General features: G+C 41.1%; 15 protein-coding genes. 6 read left to right on the top strand and 9 right to left on the bottom strand.

What is annotated here, in order from left to right; all coding sequences use genetic code 11:
• Window positions 1–28 precede the first annotated feature (28 nt).
• The 4 genes from aspS to B3317_RS17665 form a co-directional block, all read right to left on the bottom strand.
• The gene (aspS, locus tag B3317_RS17680; RefSeq protein ID WP_291114314.1) at window positions 29–1,783 is read right to left on the bottom strand and encodes an aspartate--tRNA ligase; all 1,755 of its coding nucleotides are present in this window, start codon (window positions 1,781–1,783) and stop codon (window positions 29–31) included.
• Between the two features lie 104 nt (window positions 1,784–1,887).
• Window positions 1,888–2,178: a putative quinol monooxygenase gene (locus B3317_RS17675; protein WP_291114312.1), complete on the bottom strand. Its 291-nt coding sequence runs from the start codon at window positions 2,176–2,178 to the stop codon at window positions 1,888–1,890.
• A 148-nt stretch (window positions 2,179–2,326) separates the two neighbouring features.
• Window positions 2,327–2,743 (bottom strand): putative quinol monooxygenase, encoded by a 417-nt coding sequence (locus B3317_RS17670; RefSeq protein WP_291114310.1) that lies wholly within the window; start codon window positions 2,741–2,743, stop codon window positions 2,327–2,329.
• 22 nt (window positions 2,744–2,765) lie between these two features.
• On the bottom strand, window positions 2,766–3,278 hold the full coding sequence (locus B3317_RS17665; RefSeq protein ID WP_291114308.1) for a hypothetical protein: 513 nt from the start codon (window positions 3,276–3,278) through the stop codon (window positions 2,766–2,768).
• A gap of 193 nt (window positions 3,279–3,471) precedes the next feature.
• Here B3317_RS17665 and B3317_RS17660 point away from each other — a divergent pair, with 193 nt between their 5' ends.
• Window positions 3,472–4,137: an MIP family channel protein gene (locus B3317_RS17660; protein WP_291114306.1), complete on the top strand. Its 666-nt coding sequence runs from the start codon at window positions 3,472–3,474 to the stop codon at window positions 4,135–4,137.
• 421 nt (window positions 4,138–4,558) lie between these two features.
• Window positions 4,559–5,149, top strand: a complete 591-nt coding sequence (locus B3317_RS17655; RefSeq protein WP_006800418.1) for a sigma-70 family RNA polymerase sigma factor — start codon at window positions 4,559–4,561, stop codon at window positions 5,147–5,149.
• A gap of 72 nt (window positions 5,150–5,221) precedes the next feature.
• On the opposite strand, the gene B3317_RS17650 is transcribed toward B3317_RS17655, so the two are convergent.
• On the bottom strand, window positions 5,222–6,175 hold the full coding sequence (locus B3317_RS17650; protein ID WP_291114302.1) for an aldo/keto reductase: 954 nt from the start codon (window positions 6,173–6,175) through the stop codon (window positions 5,222–5,224).
• Between the two features lie 190 nt (window positions 6,176–6,365).
• Here B3317_RS17650 and B3317_RS17645 point away from each other — a divergent pair, with 190 nt between their 5' ends.
• On the top strand, window positions 6,366–7,064 hold the full coding sequence (locus B3317_RS17645) for a carbonic anhydrase (protein ID WP_291114300.1): 699 nt from the start codon (window positions 6,366–6,368) through the stop codon (window positions 7,062–7,064).
• Window positions 7,065–7,187: 123 nt separating this feature from the next.
• Window positions 7,188–9,545 carry an ATP-dependent helicase gene (locus tag B3317_RS17640; RefSeq protein ID WP_291114298.1) on the top strand — a complete coding sequence of 786 codons (2,358 nt, stop codon included), beginning with the start codon at window positions 7,188–7,190 and terminating at the stop codon, window positions 9,543–9,545.
• A gap of 73 nt (window positions 9,546–9,618) precedes the next feature.
• Here B3317_RS17640 and B3317_RS17635 read toward each other — a convergent pair whose 3' ends face one another.
• A complete protein-coding gene (locus B3317_RS17635) occupies window positions 9,619–10,821 on the bottom strand; it encodes a DUF6348 family protein (protein ID WP_291114296.1) in 1,203 nt (400 codons plus the stop codon).
• Between the two features lie 4 nt (window positions 10,822–10,825).
• Window positions 10,826–11,269 (bottom strand): GTP pyrophosphokinase, encoded by a 444-nt coding sequence (locus B3317_RS17630; protein WP_291114294.1) that lies wholly within the window; start codon window positions 11,267–11,269, stop codon window positions 10,826–10,828.
• A 431-nt stretch (window positions 11,270–11,700) separates the two neighbouring features.
• On the opposite strand from B3317_RS17630, the gene B3317_RS17625 reads away from it, so the two are divergent.
• Window positions 11,701–13,095 (top strand): hypothetical protein, encoded by a 1,395-nt coding sequence (locus tag B3317_RS17625; protein WP_291114292.1) that lies wholly within the window; start codon window positions 11,701–11,703, stop codon window positions 13,093–13,095.
• Between the two features lie 96 nt (window positions 13,096–13,191).
• Window positions 13,192–14,784 (top strand): OmpP1/FadL family transporter, encoded by a 1,593-nt coding sequence (locus tag B3317_RS17620; RefSeq protein ID WP_291114290.1) that lies wholly within the window; start codon window positions 13,192–13,194, stop codon window positions 14,782–14,784.
• Between the two features lie 74 nt (window positions 14,785–14,858).
• Here the strand turns inward: B3317_RS17620 and B3317_RS17615 are convergent, their stop codons facing one another.
• A complete protein-coding gene (locus tag B3317_RS17615; RefSeq protein WP_291114288.1) occupies window positions 14,859–15,812 on the bottom strand; it encodes an N-acetylornithine carbamoyltransferase in 954 nt (317 codons plus the stop codon).
• The gene (locus tag B3317_RS17610) at window positions 15,812–16,714 is read right to left on the bottom strand and encodes an acyltransferase (RefSeq protein ID WP_291114286.1); all 903 of its coding nucleotides are present in this window, start codon (window positions 16,712–16,714) and stop codon (window positions 15,812–15,814) included. The genes B3317_RS17615 and B3317_RS17610 overlap by 1 nt, the downstream gene beginning before the upstream one ends.
• Window position 16,715: the final 1 nt, after the last annotated feature.

Below are 16,715 nucleotides of genomic sequence, written 5' to 3'. Positions count from 1 at the left end.
AATTTATTTCTGAATTTACTATTCAGAATTATTCCTTTATCACCACTTTCAGATTCAATTCATCCAATTGTTCCTGTTCAAGGACAGCCGGCGCGTCGATCATTACGTCACGTCCCGAATTGTTTTTAGGGAACGCAATACAGTCGCGGATACTATCCAGCCCTGCGAAAAGAGATACGAGACGGTCGAGGCCAAATGCCAGACCTGCATGCGGAGGCGCTCCGTATTTGAATGCATTCATCAGGAAGCCGAATTGAGCCTGAGCCTTTTCTTCGGTAAACCCGAGTACATGGAACATCTTATTCTGCAACTGGCTGTTGTGGATACGAACCGAACCCCCACCAACTTCAACACCGTTGATTACCATGTCATAGGCATTGGCACGTACAGCTCCCGGATCGGAATCCAGTAATGGAATATCTTCTTCCTTCGGGCTGGTAAACGGATGGTGCTTTGCAAAAAAGCGTCCCAATTCTTCGTCTTTTTCCAGCAGAGGGAAGTCGATAACCCACAAGCAATTAAATTTATTCTTATCGCGGAGTCCCAGTTGATCTCCTACTTCGAGACGAAGTTCACATAGCTGTTTCTGTGCCTTTTCAGTTTCGCCGCATATGATAAGGATAAGGTCGCCCGGCTCTGCCTGACAACGTTCCGCCCATTTTTTCAGGTCTTCGGCTGTATAGAATTTATCTACGGACGATTTCAGAGAGCCATCAGCTTCATAGCGTACATATACAAGCCCTTTGGCCCCGATCTGCGGGCGTTTTACATAGTCGGTAAGTGCATCGAGTTGTTTACGGGTATATGATGCCGCGCCTTTGGCACAGATAGCTCCTACATATTCGGAAGAATCGAATACGACGAAATCCTTACCTGTGGTCAGGTCTTTAATTTCCACGAATTCCATCCCAAAACGAGTATCCGGCTTATCCGAACCGTAATGTTTCATCGCATGAGCATACGTCATGCGCGGGAAATCCGGGATGTCTATACCTTTTACCTTTTTGAACAGGTGCTTGGTCAGTCCTTCAAACATATTCAGCACATCCTCCTGATTGACATACGACATTTCACAGTCTATCTGGGTGAATTCCGGCTGACGGTCGGCGCGAAGATCTTCATCGCGGAAACATTTTACAATCTGGAAATAACGGTCGAATCCCGATACCATCAGCAATTGCTTGAATAGCTGGGGCGATTGCGGCAGAGCATAAAACTCACCCGGATTCATACGTGATGGCACAACAAAGTCGCGCGCTCCTTCGGGGGTAGAGCCGATCAATACAGGAGTCTCCACTTCTATGAACTGGCGTTCGTCCAGAAAACGGCGCGTTTCAAAGGCTATTTTATGACGCAATTCCAGATTTTTGCGTACGGAAGTACGGCGTAAATCCAGATAACGGTATTTCATGCGCAAGTCGTCGCCACCGTCGGTTTCGTCTTCGATAGTGAAAGGCGGAACTTCTGATGTATTCAGAATAACCAGCCTGTTGACGATGATTTCTATCTCGCCGGTCGGTATATTCATATTCTTGCTCGAACGCTCCTGTACTGTACCTGTTACCTGCAATACATATTCGCGCCCGAACTTATTCGATTGTTCATACAAATCTGCGTTTACATCTTTGCTGAATGCCAGTTGGGTAATCCCATAACGGTCGCGTAGATCGACAAAGGTCATTCCGCCACCAAGTTTACGCACTTTTTGTACCCATCCCGCAAGGGTTACTTCTTTATTTACATCAGCAAGAGTCAGTTCTCCGCAAGTATGATTTCTGTACATAATTATAAATTTAATGTGCTAATATGCCAATTAGTCAATCTGCCAATTCGAACGATATTACTCATTGGCATATCGGCATATTGAATTATTAGCTCATTGGTATTTTAATATATTTTCTTTATTATATCCACTGTCAGGTTTTCTATTTTACCTTCTATTGCAGCCACAAAGGCTTTAAAATGAGCACTTGTGTTATGTTCGTCGATAGCTGCCTGTGATTTCCATACCTCGAGTATAGTGTACTTTAAAGGGTCTTTACAATCCTGATGTAAATCGTAAGATACATTTCCTGTTTCTTTGCGGGTTTCATCTACTACGGTATGGAATACCTTCTCCAACTCTTCCTTATATGCAGCTTTTACTACGATAACGGCAACAATTTTCAGTTCCATCATAACCTTTTTTATATATTGTTTGAGGTTACAAAAGTATGTATTTTATTTGTGTTTTACAGATTACACGGATATAAAATCATCTTTCTTTAAAGATAAAAGTCCCTGAAAATAATGCAGGAACTTTTACTCTTTTTATAGAATCTATATTCTAATATACCAGTTTCATTTTTATTACTTCTTTTTTCTCTATCAAATTTTTGGATGCTTCCTGATATGTTTTGAAGTGGTCGGTCTTACCGTGAAGATCGATCGCGGCCTGTGATTCCCATTCTTCCAGAATAATAAACCTTGTGGAGTCGTTAATATCCTGATGTACATTGTAAAATATGCAGCCGTCTTCTTCCTGGCTACCCTGTACCACTGCCTGGAATATAGGGAGCATATCTTTTATCGCTTCCGGCTTAACGGTCATGATAGCCGCTATTTTTAGTTCATCACCGGTTCTTTCTTCAGTATCCATGCCTGTTTTTATAATGATGGTATCATCCTGAGCTGTTTCAGCTTTTTTGCTGCAACTAACGATACATAGTAATCCGAATAATACGGTGAATACAATTTTTCTCATAGTCGTTTTTTATTTTTTAATATTATTTCGTCTTTAGCTTTTTTTCTATTTCTGTTTCCAGCTTTCCTTTTTCCATCAGTTTTTCATACTTTTCTATGTTACTGTCTTTCTTGAGGTATCCTCTGTTTTTTCTGTAAAAGGCGATAACTGTTTCCACTCCCGCCTTTGTTCCTTGCAATGCATCTTCCGAATATCCGTTGTCCAGCGAATATTTAGCCCATCCGGCAGTGAAAGGCATTACCAGCTCAGGATTGATTTTGATGAAGTTCATCATAAAACCGGCATCCATTTTTAAATGTACATCCGGTGTTCCGCTCAACCAGGCCATAAGAAACGCATTGGCTTCCTGCCGTTTATTTGCATCTTTACCCAAAGGCGTTTGCAGGAGCCAGTCTATCGTCTCTTTTATCTGTGGCTCATAAGTCTTATAAGACTCCTTATTCTCAAATTTATAATTCTTTGGAACATTATAGTCCTGTCCGAATACATATATACAGATAAAAAAGGCGAAAAGCGAAAACAATAACTTCTTCATATGCGTTAGATTTAATATTTATTAATTGAGCATTACAAATATAGGGAATGGTAGCAATAATGGAAATGGAAGAACTAAAAAAAGTGTAGCTTTTTTATCTTTTATTCGATTTTATATTTAACTTCGCCATATCCTATATAGTTAACACAAAATTACACAAGTAGCACAAATGTTTAATTAAAATAGAAATTCAATGAAAAAGTATTTAGCAGAAATGATCGGGACTATGGTTCTGGTACTTATGGGTTGTGGTGCTGCAGTATTTGCAGGAGCCGGGCAGCCGTTTGCTTCGGTCGGTACACTAGGTGTAGCATTTGCATTCGGATTGGCAGTATTGGCTATGGTTTATACCATCGGTAAGATTTCGGGCTGTCATATCAATCCGGCAATCACTCTGGGCTTGTTGTTATCTAAAAAGATATCGGCTAAGGATGCAGGTTTGTATATGATCTTTCAGGTGATAGGCGCTATTATCGGTTCAGCAATATTATATGTATTGGCAAAAGATTCCGGCTCAACAACAACTTTTACAGGGGCTAACGGCTATACCGATCTGTTACCGGCATTTGTTGCCGAAACGGTCTTTACCTTCATATTTGTATTGGTTGTTTTAGGTGTGACATCCAAAGGTGCCAATAATCAGTTTGCCGGTGTTGCGATCGGTCTTACCCTGGTTCTGGTGCATATTGTATGTATCCCTATTACTGGTACATCGGTAAACCCGGCACGTAGTATTGGTCCTGCTATTTTTCAGGGAGCAGAAGCTCTGTCTCAATTGTGGCTGTTCATTGTGGCTCCGTTCTTAGGTGCTGCTATTTCGGCTGTGGTATGGAAAGTTATCGATACAGAACAAGAATAAGCATTATGCTGATATATAGTTATGAGGGTGTGTCAAAAGTATTTTTCACTTTCTATTTACATACGCTACGCTCCTGTGACCGATGGTTGTCATGCTGAACGGAGTGAAACATCTCGTTTCTCAGGGTCGAGATCCTTCGTTACACTCAGGATGACAAAGAGGGTAGTACATTGATAGTACTGTTCCCCTTTTGACACACCCTCATTGTTTTTTTATATTATATATCTTTTAGTAAATCAATCGGTCTATATATAAAATTAAGCAAAATCGCATTACACTGTTAAATAATCTTTTAGATATTGTCAATTTCATAAATTTGTCTTTTATTTGCATCATTAACGCAAGATATTTAAAAACCTTCTAAAAACTTTTTGCCTATAGAATAAACATTACTCTTTTTAACTTTAAAATATAAGAGATAATGGATACATTAATAACCATGACCGACGAACAGTTGGTCACCGATTATTCTAATGGTAACAATCAGGCATTTGATATCCTACTGTCACGACACAAAATCAGTGTCTTCAACTATATCTATTTCACTGTGCGAAACAGGGAACTGGCAGAAGATATATTTCAGGAAACTTTCATCAAGGCTATCGTAACCATCAAACAAGGCCGTTATACAGAGACAGGGAAGTTCCGTGCCTGGATATCCCGTATCGCCCACAATCTTATTATAGACCATTTTCGTCAGGAAAAGAATGAGAATACGATTTCTAATGACGAGGCTCCGGTCGATTTACTGAACAATCCGCTGTTATGCGATGGTACGATAGAAGATGAGATAATCCGTATGCAGATAACATCGGATATCCGTAAGCTGATTTCGTACCTGCCCGATAGCCAGCGCGAAGTATTGGAAATGCGGTATTATCAGGACTTGAGTTTTAAAGAAATAGCAGACCATACAGGCGTCAGTATTAATACTGCCCTGGGACGTATGCGTTATGCTATACTTAATATACGCCGCATGGCAGATGAGAATAACATCGTACTGACGATGTAGGTATTGTAGTTTTTAAGTTATAATGTTTGGAAATCTATAAGCATCCCTGTGGTTGGGATGCTTATTTTTGTTTTATGCCAGAATCATCTCTATCAAGGCCAGTTCTTCACCTGTGAAATACGAATTATCCGTTGCTTTCAGATTGTCTTTCAGCTGATTCAATGAACTTGTACCTACAATAACAGATGTTACATGCTTGTTATGCAGCAGCCATGCCAAAGCCATTTCGGCAAGAGTTTGCCCGCGTTGACCGGCAAGGTTGTTCAGCGCTTTCACTTTCTTTATCACCTCAGGTGTAATTTCGCTTTCTTGCAGGAAGCCGTGACTTTTGTGAGCACGTGAAGTTTCAGGTATACCATTCAGGTATTTATTCGTGAGTAGACCCTGAGCCAGAGGGGAAAAAGCAATAAATCCCACACCATATTTCTCGTTGATGTTCATATGCTCGTTTTCGGGTTCGCGCACAAGCATGCTGTATTTATCCTGATAGATAAGGCAGGGCACATGTTGCGATTTCAGTATATTATATGCCTGGATCAGTTTTTCGGGAGGATATTTCGATATGCCTACATATAAGGCTTTCCCCTGGCGTACAATGTCTACTAATGCCTGCATAGTCTCTTCCACAGGGGTTTGCGGATCGTAGCGGTGCGAATAGAATATATCGAAATATTCCAATCCTGTACGTCTGAGGCTTTGATCTATACTGGCCATTATATATTTGCGTGAACCTCCGTCTCCATAAGGTCCGTCCCACATCAGATGACCAGCTTTGGATGAAATGATGAGTTCGTCGCGATGACCTTTCAATTCTTTAGCCAGTATTTTACCGAAATTAGTTTCGGCGCTTCCCGGAGGTGGCCCGTAGTTGTTGGCCAAGTCGAAATGTGTAATGCCACTCTCGAAAGCGTGTAAAATCATGGATGTAGCCATTTCGAAGCTATCCACATCCCCGAAGTTATGCCACAAGCCTAATGAAATTTCGGGTAATTGTAACCCGCTGTTTCCACAAAAATTGTATTTCATGATAAATCGTTAATTTGTTGCTGATAAAGTTAATAGAATTTTTGTTTAACATAAATACGAAATCATATTATTATGTGAAGCAATATGTCATTTACATTATTTAACATCACCCTCCTATAAAATATGTGCAAGAAAGAATCTGGAACTGAATCTTTCTCTATTTTTGTCCGATTTTTTAATAACAACTATAATGAAACCAAGCTACCTATTTAAACACTTTTGGCTGATAGCCATTTTTAGCTTATCTGCAGCTATTTCTTATGCTCAGGATCAAAACTCTGACGAAGCCCTGAATGCTCTCAAAGAGGGAAATAAACGTTTTTGCTCAGGTCAGTTATTGCATACTCATCAGGATTTAAGCAGAATCGACGAACTCAAAACGGGACAGAAACCTTTTGCGATCGTAGTCAGTTGTTCCGACTCGCGAGTGACACCCGAAATCGTTTTCGATCAAGGGTTGGGAGATATATTCTCTATCCGTACTGCCGGGAATGTAATGGCCGATTATGAGGAAGGTAGCATCGAATATGCAGCCGAACATCTCGGTACAAAGCTGATTATTGTGATGGGACATACGAGCTGCGGGGCTGTAAAAGCATTCATGGATATAAAGCACAGCCATGAGAACCGGGATGCCCACCATACTGAGAAACTCGGACATATCGAATCCATTATCCAAAAATTGGATAGCGAAGAGGAAGAAAACGAAGTATTCAAGACCGAAGGCGATGTCTACAACCGGGCCATTATAGCTAATGTAATACATGGAGTAAAGCAACTAAGAAAATCCGAACCATTCCTGAAAGAGATGCATGAGGACGGTGGCATACAGATTGTCGGAGCCATTTATCATATCGAGTCGGGAGAAGTCGAATTTCTCAATATCTGATTCTCACAGACATAAAATAAGTAATGCCGGCAGGGACTCTTTCTGTCGGCATTTTGTTTGCCCGAAGTTATAACCTCACATTCCTAAAAAAGACTTATCTTTGTTACCCTATCACTGATTTTTATGGATAATTTGCTGGATCATCTCAATAAACAGCAGCGTGAAGCTGTTGAATACATAAGCGGGCCTTCCCTGATTATTGCAGGGGCAGGTTCGGGTAAGACACGTGTACTTACTTATAAAATAGCATACCTTCTCCAACAAGGTTATATGCCACACAGCATACTTTCGCTTACCTTTACGAACAAGGCAGCGCGTGAAATGAAAGAGCGTATTGCCGAGATAATCGGGTGGAAATATGCACGCTATTTATGGATGGGGACTTTTCACTCGGTGTTTTCCCGTATCTTGCGTACCGAGGCCGAAAAAATCGGGTTTACTTCCAATTTTACCATTTTCGACTCGGCCGACTCCCGAAATATGATAAAGACTATTATCAAACAGTATCAGCTGGATGATAAAGTGTACAAACCCGCTAAAGTGCAGGCTATAATATCCAATGCCAAGAATGCGCTGATTTCTCCGCAGATGTATGCCCAAAACAAGGAGTTGCTGGAATACGACCAGAGGTCAAAAATGCCTGTGTTGAAAGATATTTACAGGGATTATAACAACAGATTGAAGGCATCCAATACAATGGATTTCGATGACCTGCTTTTTTATACCAATGTCCTGTTTCGCGACCATCCCGATGTGTTGAAAAGTTATCAGGAGCGCTATCAGTTTATATTGGTAGACGAGTATCAGGATACGAACTTTGCGCAATACCTTGTTGTGAAGCAGCTTGCAGATGCGCATCACCGGGTATGTGTGGTGGGTGACGATGCGCAGAGTATCTATTCATTTCGGGGGGCGAATATAGATAATATACTTAAATTTAAGGAAGTTTATTCAGAATCGAAGTTGTTTAAACTGGAGCAGAATTACCGCTCCACACAAAATATTGTTAATGCGGCTAACAGCCTTATTCAGCAAAACCGTGAACAGATAAAGAAAACAATCTATTCAGAGAATGACGAAGGGGAACGTATCGAAATATCAAGTGCTTTCTCCGATTTTGAAGAAGGGGTCATCGTATCGAATAAGATATGGGACATCCGCCGCGATAAGAAAGCATCGTATAGTGATTTTGTAATCCTGTACCGCACCAATGCCCAGTCGCGTATCTTCGAAGAGGCATTGCGAAAAAAGAATATTCCGTACCGTATTTATGGAGGTTTGTCGTTCTACCAGCGTAAGGAAATCAAAGATGTGATCGCTTATTTCCGTATGGTGGTCAATCCCTATGACGAGGAGGCTTTCCGGCGTATTATAAATTTCCCTACACGGGGGATAGGAGACACCACATTAAACAAAATAGCCGATGCGGCCCGTTTGCATAATGTGAGCCTGTGGGAGATAATCGGCGATTCATTAGGCTATAATCTGAATGTGAACGCAGGCACAGCTAAAAAGCTAAGCGTATTTAGAGAACTTATCGAAAGTTTCATCTCCCAGTTGCAGGAATTGTCAGCCTACGAACTGGCATCCCGGATTGTAAAACAAAGTGGTATCGCCACAGAAGCCTATCAGGATCAGACACCCGAAGGTATGAGCCGTCAGGAAAATTTACAGGAATTATTAGGCGGTATCCATGAGTTTTGCGAAAGCCGTAAGGAAGAAGGCCTGGGGGGGATAGGATTGATGGATTTCCTATCCGAAGTATCGTTGCTCAGCGACCAGGATACAGATAAGGAAGCCGATCAGGAGAAAGTGACAATGATGACAGTGCATGCTTCTAAGGGATTGGAATTCAAAAATGTATTCGTTGTAGGGTTGGAAGAAGACCTCTTTCCTTCGGCAATGGCAAAGAATGAATTCCGGGGGTTGGAAGAGGAACGCCGTTTGTTCTATGTCGCTATTACCCGCGCAAAGGAATACTGCATGATTACATATGCTAAAAGCCGTTTCCGGAACGGGCAGATAAACGCTTCCAATCCAAGCCGTTTTCTCCGTGATATAGACACCTGCTATCTGAACGTAAACGGAGGAGTACTCGGTGGTGGCGGATTCGGAGTGCTCAACCGGCCTGAAACATATACAAACGATTTGTATGATTACACCAATACACCCCGAGCATCATATCCTGAACGCCTGGTAACTCAGCGGCAACCAACAGTCCCGCGTCAGGAGGTAAGCCTTCCGCCGGCATCTCCACGTTCCAATTTTGTGAATGCGCGCAATGCTACACCGAAAGCTTCGGCAGGAGTAAATTCAGGAGAAGTACAGGTGGGAGCAATAATAAAGCATGAACGCTTCGGTGTAGGTAAGGTAACTGCCGTAACAGGTGATCCGGATAGCCGAAAAGCTACCGTAGAATTTGAAAATTCGGGAGTGAAGCAATTGTTGCTGAAGTTTGCCCGGTTTGAAGTTATGGGATAGGATGTGAAACTCAGCTGTTGTGATGATGAAAATAGAATATGAATATTTGTTTTTTATTCCACTTGGAGAAAAGTTATTTTTTCCAGAATTTCCATGATGGCTTTTTCTTTTTCTTACCGGTCTTTTCAGAAATAATATTCTCTGTAGCTTTTTCCTTTTTTTCGGCAGGCTGATAGTGTGGCATGTATATCACCGGTTCTCCGAATCTGGCATTGTTCATATCTTCGGCTTTAGCCCCGTCTTTCAGCGCATTGTTGTAAGCATTGAACTCTGCACTTTGTATAAATAAATTTTGAAAGTGCTCTTGATTCACGCATCCCTCTTTCATTATTTTTTCAGCCAGCTGATATGCAGATGTATAGATGGGTTCGTCGCTAAGTTTTATGGTTGTTTCTTTTTCAGTTTCATCTGTAATAATGGCTTCATCTGAAAATTCTGCCGTTGTGATTCCTTTCAGAAATACACGTCCGAAGGCTAAAGGAATAAATGTATTTGCCTTTTCGGCATCGGATAATGACAGGCCGTCTGCCATCATTTGCTGTTCTATCGCATCGTCATCTTCACCTACCATCCAGGCCATTGTGGCAGCCATACGGCTTATGTCGGAATGATCTTTCAGTACCATGAAGACCCGCATCGAGAAGAAATCTTTGTAGGTGGGGAAATCAAATGTACGGACGAATTTCTCTATACCGGTCCAAACTTCGTTATCGAGAAGTATTTCGCCTGAGATCAATTCGCTTTCCGATTGTGCATAGTAAAACCTCACCCAATGAGTACCTTCTGTCAGGGATTGGATTTTTATAGTCTCTTCAAGTTGTCCGAGCCAACGTAAAGGAAGTGGATCAGGATGACTTCCTCTGGTCGTTACATTGCTTATGGTAACATCATACGCGCGTTCGTCAATTATCCATTGCTGATTATTGATCTGATTGCCAAACTCTTTACTGAAAAATGCGGAAAGCAATGTGTGAAAAGAATTTGTAAGGAAGTTTTTCCATGCGTCTTTTATCGCAGTATCTTCATCCACCCCCATCCCTGCACATGATTCGATAATAGTCTTACCCAGACCTATTTCCAGATGTATGTCTAATTGTAAGATCACGGCCATAGCGGAAGATGAGCGATTGAATATGCGCACATAAGCTGTCATATGCTGAAGAGGAAATATAATCAGGTCTTTCTCTATATTGCATTCAATATTGTGGCTGCGAAAAGTTTCAGCCAGAAAATTATTGAGTTGCGATTTGTGTTGTATCAGTTTGTTATCGTCCATTGGATTAATATTTATTGCCGTTAAGTTTTTTGGTCAAAAATAGATGACTTGCTCGATATTTCTTTAGTCGTTGTATATCCTTATCCGTGATTTCCGGTAATCTGGATATATCCATATTATCTTTCAAGTCGGCGAGTTTAACTGTTGTGGCTATCGGAGATCTGGCTATACGTTCAATGTATGTATTATATTCAATATCGGGAGAATGGGCCAGTATAAGCAGTTGATTTATCAATTCTTCGGGAATAGCTTCAGTCTTCAAATCATCAACAGTAATATCAGTATCTTCCAGAATATCGTGTAGAACAGCTACAATTTTTTCCTCCATCGTATTTACACTATTCATCACTCTCAGGGGATGGAATATATATGGTTTACCACCCTTGTCTGTTTGCCCGTAATGCGCATTTACTGCAATCCGGATTGCTTTTTCTAATATGCCATCCATTATCTATGAATGAATTGTGCTAGTCTTTGGTTACTACTTAATTGTATGGGCTTTACAAATCTAAATAAAAATAGGAAAACGAGAACTGTTCCGGCCCATTTTAACATGGACCGGAACATAATTAAACTGAAATAATTACAATTCTTATACTTCGATTTAAATTAAAGGTTTAGGGTTAACTTGTTTTTATTGTTTTTTTAACATAATAGAGCGCAGCAAAAACGCCTTTCACTGCATCTTTCATATATAAAATATTGAATCGAAAAGATAAATATCGTATATTTGTTTATTCTCTATTAATATTTTATCAATGTTTGCATTAAACCTTTTGCAGGTTAGGCAGTCTAAGATTTATAAAAGGTAAGTAAAATGCTGTCAATTAAATACAAAACATTGGCAATTATAAACAATAAACAATAGGAGAGCAGATTATGAAAGTAAAAAAATTAGTACTGATGTTTCTGATGTCTGTATTGCCATTTATCGCTTTTGCGCAAGATGACTGGGATGACATTTATGCTACTTCTAAATCAAAGGATAATAAGAAGAAAGAAGTAAAAGTCAAAAATACAGTTTCTCAGCAACAACAGAAACCAACACAGGTATTGGTAGTCCGCGACAACGGAGAAGTTACACTGGAAACAGAAGGTAACGTAAACATCGATGTGGATGCCTATAACCGCAGGGGTGGAGATGTGACTGTATATCAAAAAGAACAGTACCCTGAAGATTCGGTAGTTTATACTGATGAATATCAGGATTACGAGTATACAGATCGTATTGTGAAATTCCATGAGCCCGAAAACAGTGTTAAGATATCCAGTGATAACGAGATAAATGTATATGTTACAAATGATCTGTACAGCAATTATTATCGTAACCGTGGCTGGAACTTTAACGTAAATCTTGGCTGGGGCTGGGGTGGATATTACAGTAGTTTCTATCCTTGGTATGATCCTTGGTATTATGGTGGTTACTGGGGAGGCTGGTACGATCCTTGGTATTATGGCAGTAGCTGGGGCTGGGGTTGGAGCAGACCTTGGTATGGCTATGGCTGGGGTGGCTGGTACGGCGGCGGTTGGTATGCCGGAGGCTGGTATGGTGGAGGCTGGTATGGCGGACATCATCACGGATACTACGGTAGTAGTTCACGTTACAACTATTCTGGACGCCCTCGGGCAAGTTACGGATCCGGTCGGACAAGTTATGGTTCGGGGCGTGGTTCATACGGTTATGCCGGCCGTGGATCAAGCATCGACAGTTCCCGTCCTAGCTATGGAGGCAGAGGTTCGTCTTCAGGAAGTGTTAGTAGCAGACCATCTACGCGTCCAAGTTACGGAACATCTACAGGTCGTGGGTCTTCTTCGAGTGGTGTTAGTACAAGACCATCAACTCGTCCTAGTTACGGTACATCCACAGGCAGGGGGTCTTCATCAGGTGATGTAAGTACAAGGCCAGCAACTCGTCCAAGTTATGGAACATCCACAGGCAGAGGTTCTTCCAGCGGAGTAACAACAAGGCCGACAACCCGTCCAAGTTACAATACTTCAGCAGGTAGCAGTTCAAGTTCCCGTCCTAGCTATAACAGTGGCTCTTCGAGCAGCTCGCGTCCTAGTTACAGCGGGTCATCCAGTAGTTCAAGTTCCCGTCCTAGTTACAGCGGGTCATCTAGCAGCAGTTCGAGCTCACGTCCAAGTTATAGTAGTGGATCAACCAATAGTTCTTCTTCCAGAGGTTCATATAGCTCAGGCTCATCATCTTCCAGCAGCCGTTCATCCGGAGGTGGAGGAAGCAGTAGCGGGAGAAGCGGAGGCGGACGCAGATAAAAAAGCAAGATAAGGACAACTAAAATAAAAGCTGTTTCAATATTAATTTATGAGACAGCTTTTTTGAAAAGATATAGAAATATTAAAAATTGCATTATGAAACATGTATCATTACTACTGTTAACAACTGCACTGACGTTTGGGGCTGTACAGGCCCAAAATGAAATGGATGCATACAGATATTCGAAAAACGACCTGACAGGTACAGCCCGTTCCGTATCTATGGGAGGAGCTTTTGGTGCGCTTGGTGGCGATATATCCGGTATATCCATTAATCCGGCAGGTATAGGAGTTTATCAATCATCAGAAATAGTTACTACACTTAATTTTCAGAATTCTAAGGTTCAGACAGAAATGAATGCCGGAAAAGTTGATGAAAGTAAGTTTAAAGTGAACTTTGATAATCTGGCATTTGTGAGTGTATTCCCTATATTTGATAATGATGTGGTTCGTAGTATCAATATCGGGTTCTCGTACAATAGGTTGAAAAATTTTGACAGAAAATACAATGCGATTGGCAATAACCTGTCGTATGATCTCGCGGCTTATATGGCTGATAGAGCAACAAATAACGGGCGCCCTGCTTCGGCAATTGCATTGGGCGATGAGGGGAATGACTGGAGAGATATCTGGCGTAATCAGGACTGGCTGAGTGTATTAGCTTTTAATGGACACATAATAGATGAGAAAACTCCTGCGGGCTCAGGGCAATATGTCCCGGCTTCTCCCGAGTATGCGGCCTATAGTGACTTATTTGTAGAAGAAAAGGGTTCTATTAGTACATATGATTTTAATATAGGAACGACGTTTTCAGATATTGTTAGTGTTGGGGCAACATTGTCCCTGACCGATATAAACTATCGTATATATTCCAGTTATATTGAGGAATATCAGGATAATGGCTCTTTTTGGAGTAGCCAGGAATTGCAAAATTGGATGAGAACAGATGGTACAGGGTGGCAGGTTACTGCCGGAGTGATAGTAAAACCTATTCAGGAATTACGAATTGGAGTTTCATATCATTCTCCTACATGGTATAATATGACCGATTATTTTGCTGCAGATCTGTCTTCCAATTTTGCCGATGGAGCAAAATTTAATATAGGTAGCTTCAGTGATCCCAATTCAGACCGGAGTGAAGATGCCATATATGATTACAAGATGCGCACTCCTGACAAGTGGACATTGAGCCTTGCAGGCGTTATCGGAGGTAGAGCTATTATCAGCGCCGATTATGAATTGACTAACTATGCCAATAATATGAAATTGTTCGATGACCGGGGGAATGCTCTTGCTACGGGTACAGGTGATCCTAACGCTTATATAAAGAATGATTTCAGAAATGCGTCTACTGTTCGCGTTGGGGCTGAATATCGTATTACAGACCAGTTCTCGGCTCGTGTAGGTTATTCATGGATGCAAAGTCCATTCAAGAATGAAGTAAAAGATTTTCCGGGCGACCATGAAGTCGTAACCGATAGCCGTGCAGCTACGCAATATGTGTTGGATGGAACTACAAACTATTTCACTTACGGTATGGGATACAGATTTTCACGCCACTTCTATACAGATATCGCGTTTGTAATGAAATCTCAGAAAGATGACTTATATGCCTTTACCGGAGCGGATAAATCTACTTTCAAGACAAATAATTTCCAGGGTTTGTTAACGTTGGGATATAGATTCTAATAAGTTAGTTATAAAATAAAAAGCAGCGCATCTCTTTCGGGATGCGCTGCTTTTGGTTATAAACGGATTATATTTTATAGACTTTCCAGCATTCTTTTTATAACTGTCTGGGCTGATATCTCACGATTGGCTGCTTCCTGTATAACAATCGATTGTGGACTTTCTATTACATCATCGCTCACAATCATATTACGGCGTACAGGCAGGCAATGCATAAAGTAAGCGTTATTTGTCAGCGCCATCTTTTGAGTTGTTACTGTCCACGACATATCTTTGCTTAGTATTTTTCCATAATTAGGGTCGGTATATGCTGCCCAGTTTTTTGCATAAACAAAGTCTGCTCCCGCAAGGGCCTTATCCTGATCGTACTCAACTTTAGCTCCACGTACGAATTTAGGATCGAGGTCATAACCTTCGGGATGTGTGATAATAAAATCTACATCAGCCTCGTTCATAAAGTCGGCGAATGAATTAGGAACTGCCTGTGGCAAGGCTTTCGGATGTGGCGCCCATGTAAGGACAACTTTTGGGCGAGCCGTTTTCTTATACTCCTCTATCGTGATGAGGTCGGCAAAAGCCTGTAAAGGATGTCCTGTTGCCGCCTCCATGCTGAATACAGGACGTCCCGAATATTTAATGAACTGGTTCAGTATCTTCTCCTGATAATCATCTTCTTTATTTTCGAATTGAGCAAACGCACGTACTCCGATAATGTCACAATAGCTGCCCATCACGGGAATGGCTTCGAGTATATGTTCCGATTTGTCACCGTCCATTATTACCCCCCGTTCGGTTTCCAGTTTCCATGCTCCCTGGTTGATGTCAAGTACCATTGTATTCATACCCAGATTCATCCCGGCTTTTTGTGTGCTCAGGCGGGTGCGCAGACTGGAATTAAAAAATACCATCAACAGTGTTTTGTTCTCCCCGAGACTTTTATACCCGAAGCGGTTCTTTTTTACTTCGAGAGCTTCTTTTACTGCGGCTTTAAGATCGCCGAGATCTTTGACATTGGTATATGTTTTCATTACAAAAGTATTTTAATGCGTTTATTGATTAAGACTATAAAGATAGCTAATAGTACGGAGACTATCATTATGAACGGTAGCCTGTAAATATTATTTGTTTCCGCTATCGGAATTATCTGTCCTGCAACTAGGATATGGACAAGATAAATTCCTGCCGCCAGTTTTGATATATCGTATTTTTCAACTGTATATTTTGCCCCTTTCTGTATGCAGATAATTAATACGGGACAAAGGATATATAGCGACAGAAATAAGTTATGGTAAATATTCGTTTTATAACCTTGGTATGATTCGGTTAATAATGCGATCAGGCTTACCGGTAAAAGAGCGTACAAATATGAGGCCTTAGCAATATTTGTAAAATCTTTTTCCCGGATATAATATCCTGACACGATAAACGGAAAACCAAAGAAAATACCATTGCAGAACGATCTGTATGGTAATCCGGAGTTTTCCAGTATATATCCGGTAATGTAGAAAATAATACCGGAAAGCAGTATCAGGTTGTTATTCTTTATAAACTTCTTTATTACTGCCAGCATGAGTGTACCCAATAGGAGTGCAGGCAGAAACCACAGGTGATAATATCCCATAATGGCGAATGTAACCAGAGAACGGGCTTCTACCGTATTATAATAGGTGGGTAAATAGATAAACGACCATACAATATACACAATGAAAATGTGTGACAGATACCTTTTTAATGCCTTATTATCACTCAATTTGGGATGAAGGTAGTATCCACTGATAACAAAAAAGCACGGCACTCCTATCCGGGCTATTCCGTTCGAAATGAGCCACCCGCTTAATGATTCACTGCTAAAAAGGAACTGTGTGTGTACCGTAATAACCAGCAGGCAGAGTATAATCCTGAAATAATCGAGCATTATATTACGTTCCATG

It is taken from the genome of Dysgonomonas sp. UBA7710, from assembly GCF_002482385.1.
Classification (GTDB): Bacteria; Bacteroidota; Bacteroidia; order Bacteroidales; family Dysgonomonadaceae; genus Dysgonomonas.
The sequence above is the reverse complement of the archived record's forward strand: the minus strand, read 5'-3'. Positions and strand labels throughout refer to the sequence as shown.

Excerpts from the sequence above, each read along its gene's own strand:
- B3317_RS17670 (WP_291114310.1), bottom strand. The coding sequence starts at position 2,743 with ATGAGAAAAATTGTATTCACCGTATTATTCGGATTACTATGTATCGTT.
- B3317_RS17620 (WP_291114290.1), top strand. The coding sequence starts at position 13,192 with ATGAAACATGTATCATTACTACTGTTAACAACTGCACTGACGTTTGGG.
- B3317_RS17645 (WP_291114300.1), top strand. The coding sequence starts at position 6,366 with ATGAAACCAAGCTACCTATTTAAACACTTTTGGCTGATAGCCATTTTT.
- B3317_RS17625 (WP_291114292.1), top strand. The coding sequence starts at position 11,701 with ATGAAAGTAAAAAAATTAGTACTGATGTTTCTGATGTCTGTATTGCCA.
- B3317_RS17640 (WP_291114298.1), top strand. The coding sequence starts at position 7,188 with ATGGATAATTTGCTGGATCATCTCAATAAACAGCAGCGTGAAGCTGTT.
- B3317_RS17650 (WP_291114302.1), bottom strand. The coding sequence starts at position 6,175 with ATGAAATACAATTTTTGTGGAAACAGCGGGTTACAATTACCCGAAATT.
- B3317_RS17610 (WP_291114286.1), bottom strand. The coding sequence starts at position 16,714 with ATGGAACGTAATATAATGCTCGATTATTTCAGGATTATACTCTGCCTG.
- aspS (WP_291114314.1), bottom strand. The coding sequence starts at position 1,783 with ATGTACAGAAATCATACTTGCGGAGAACTGACTCTTGCTGATGTAAAT.
- B3317_RS17655 (WP_006800418.1), top strand. The coding sequence starts at position 4,559 with ATGGATACATTAATAACCATGACCGACGAACAGTTGGTCACCGATTAT.
- B3317_RS17635 (WP_291114296.1), bottom strand. The coding sequence starts at position 10,821 with ATGGACGATAACAAACTGATACAACACAAATCGCAACTCAATAATTTT.
- B3317_RS17630 (WP_291114294.1), bottom strand. The coding sequence starts at position 11,269 with ATGGATGGCATATTAGAAAAAGCAATCCGGATTGCAGTAAATGCGCAT.
- B3317_RS17660 (WP_291114306.1), top strand. The coding sequence starts at position 3,472 with ATGAAAAAGTATTTAGCAGAAATGATCGGGACTATGGTTCTGGTACTT.
- B3317_RS17665 (WP_291114308.1), bottom strand. The coding sequence starts at position 3,278 with ATGAAGAAGTTATTGTTTTCGCTTTTCGCCTTTTTTATCTGTATATAT.
- B3317_RS17615 (WP_291114288.1), bottom strand. The coding sequence starts at position 15,812 with ATGAAAACATATACCAATGTCAAAGATCTCGGCGATCTTAAAGCCGCA.
- B3317_RS17675 (WP_291114312.1), bottom strand. The coding sequence starts at position 2,178 with ATGATGGAACTGAAAATTGTTGCCGTTATCGTAGTAAAAGCTGCATAT.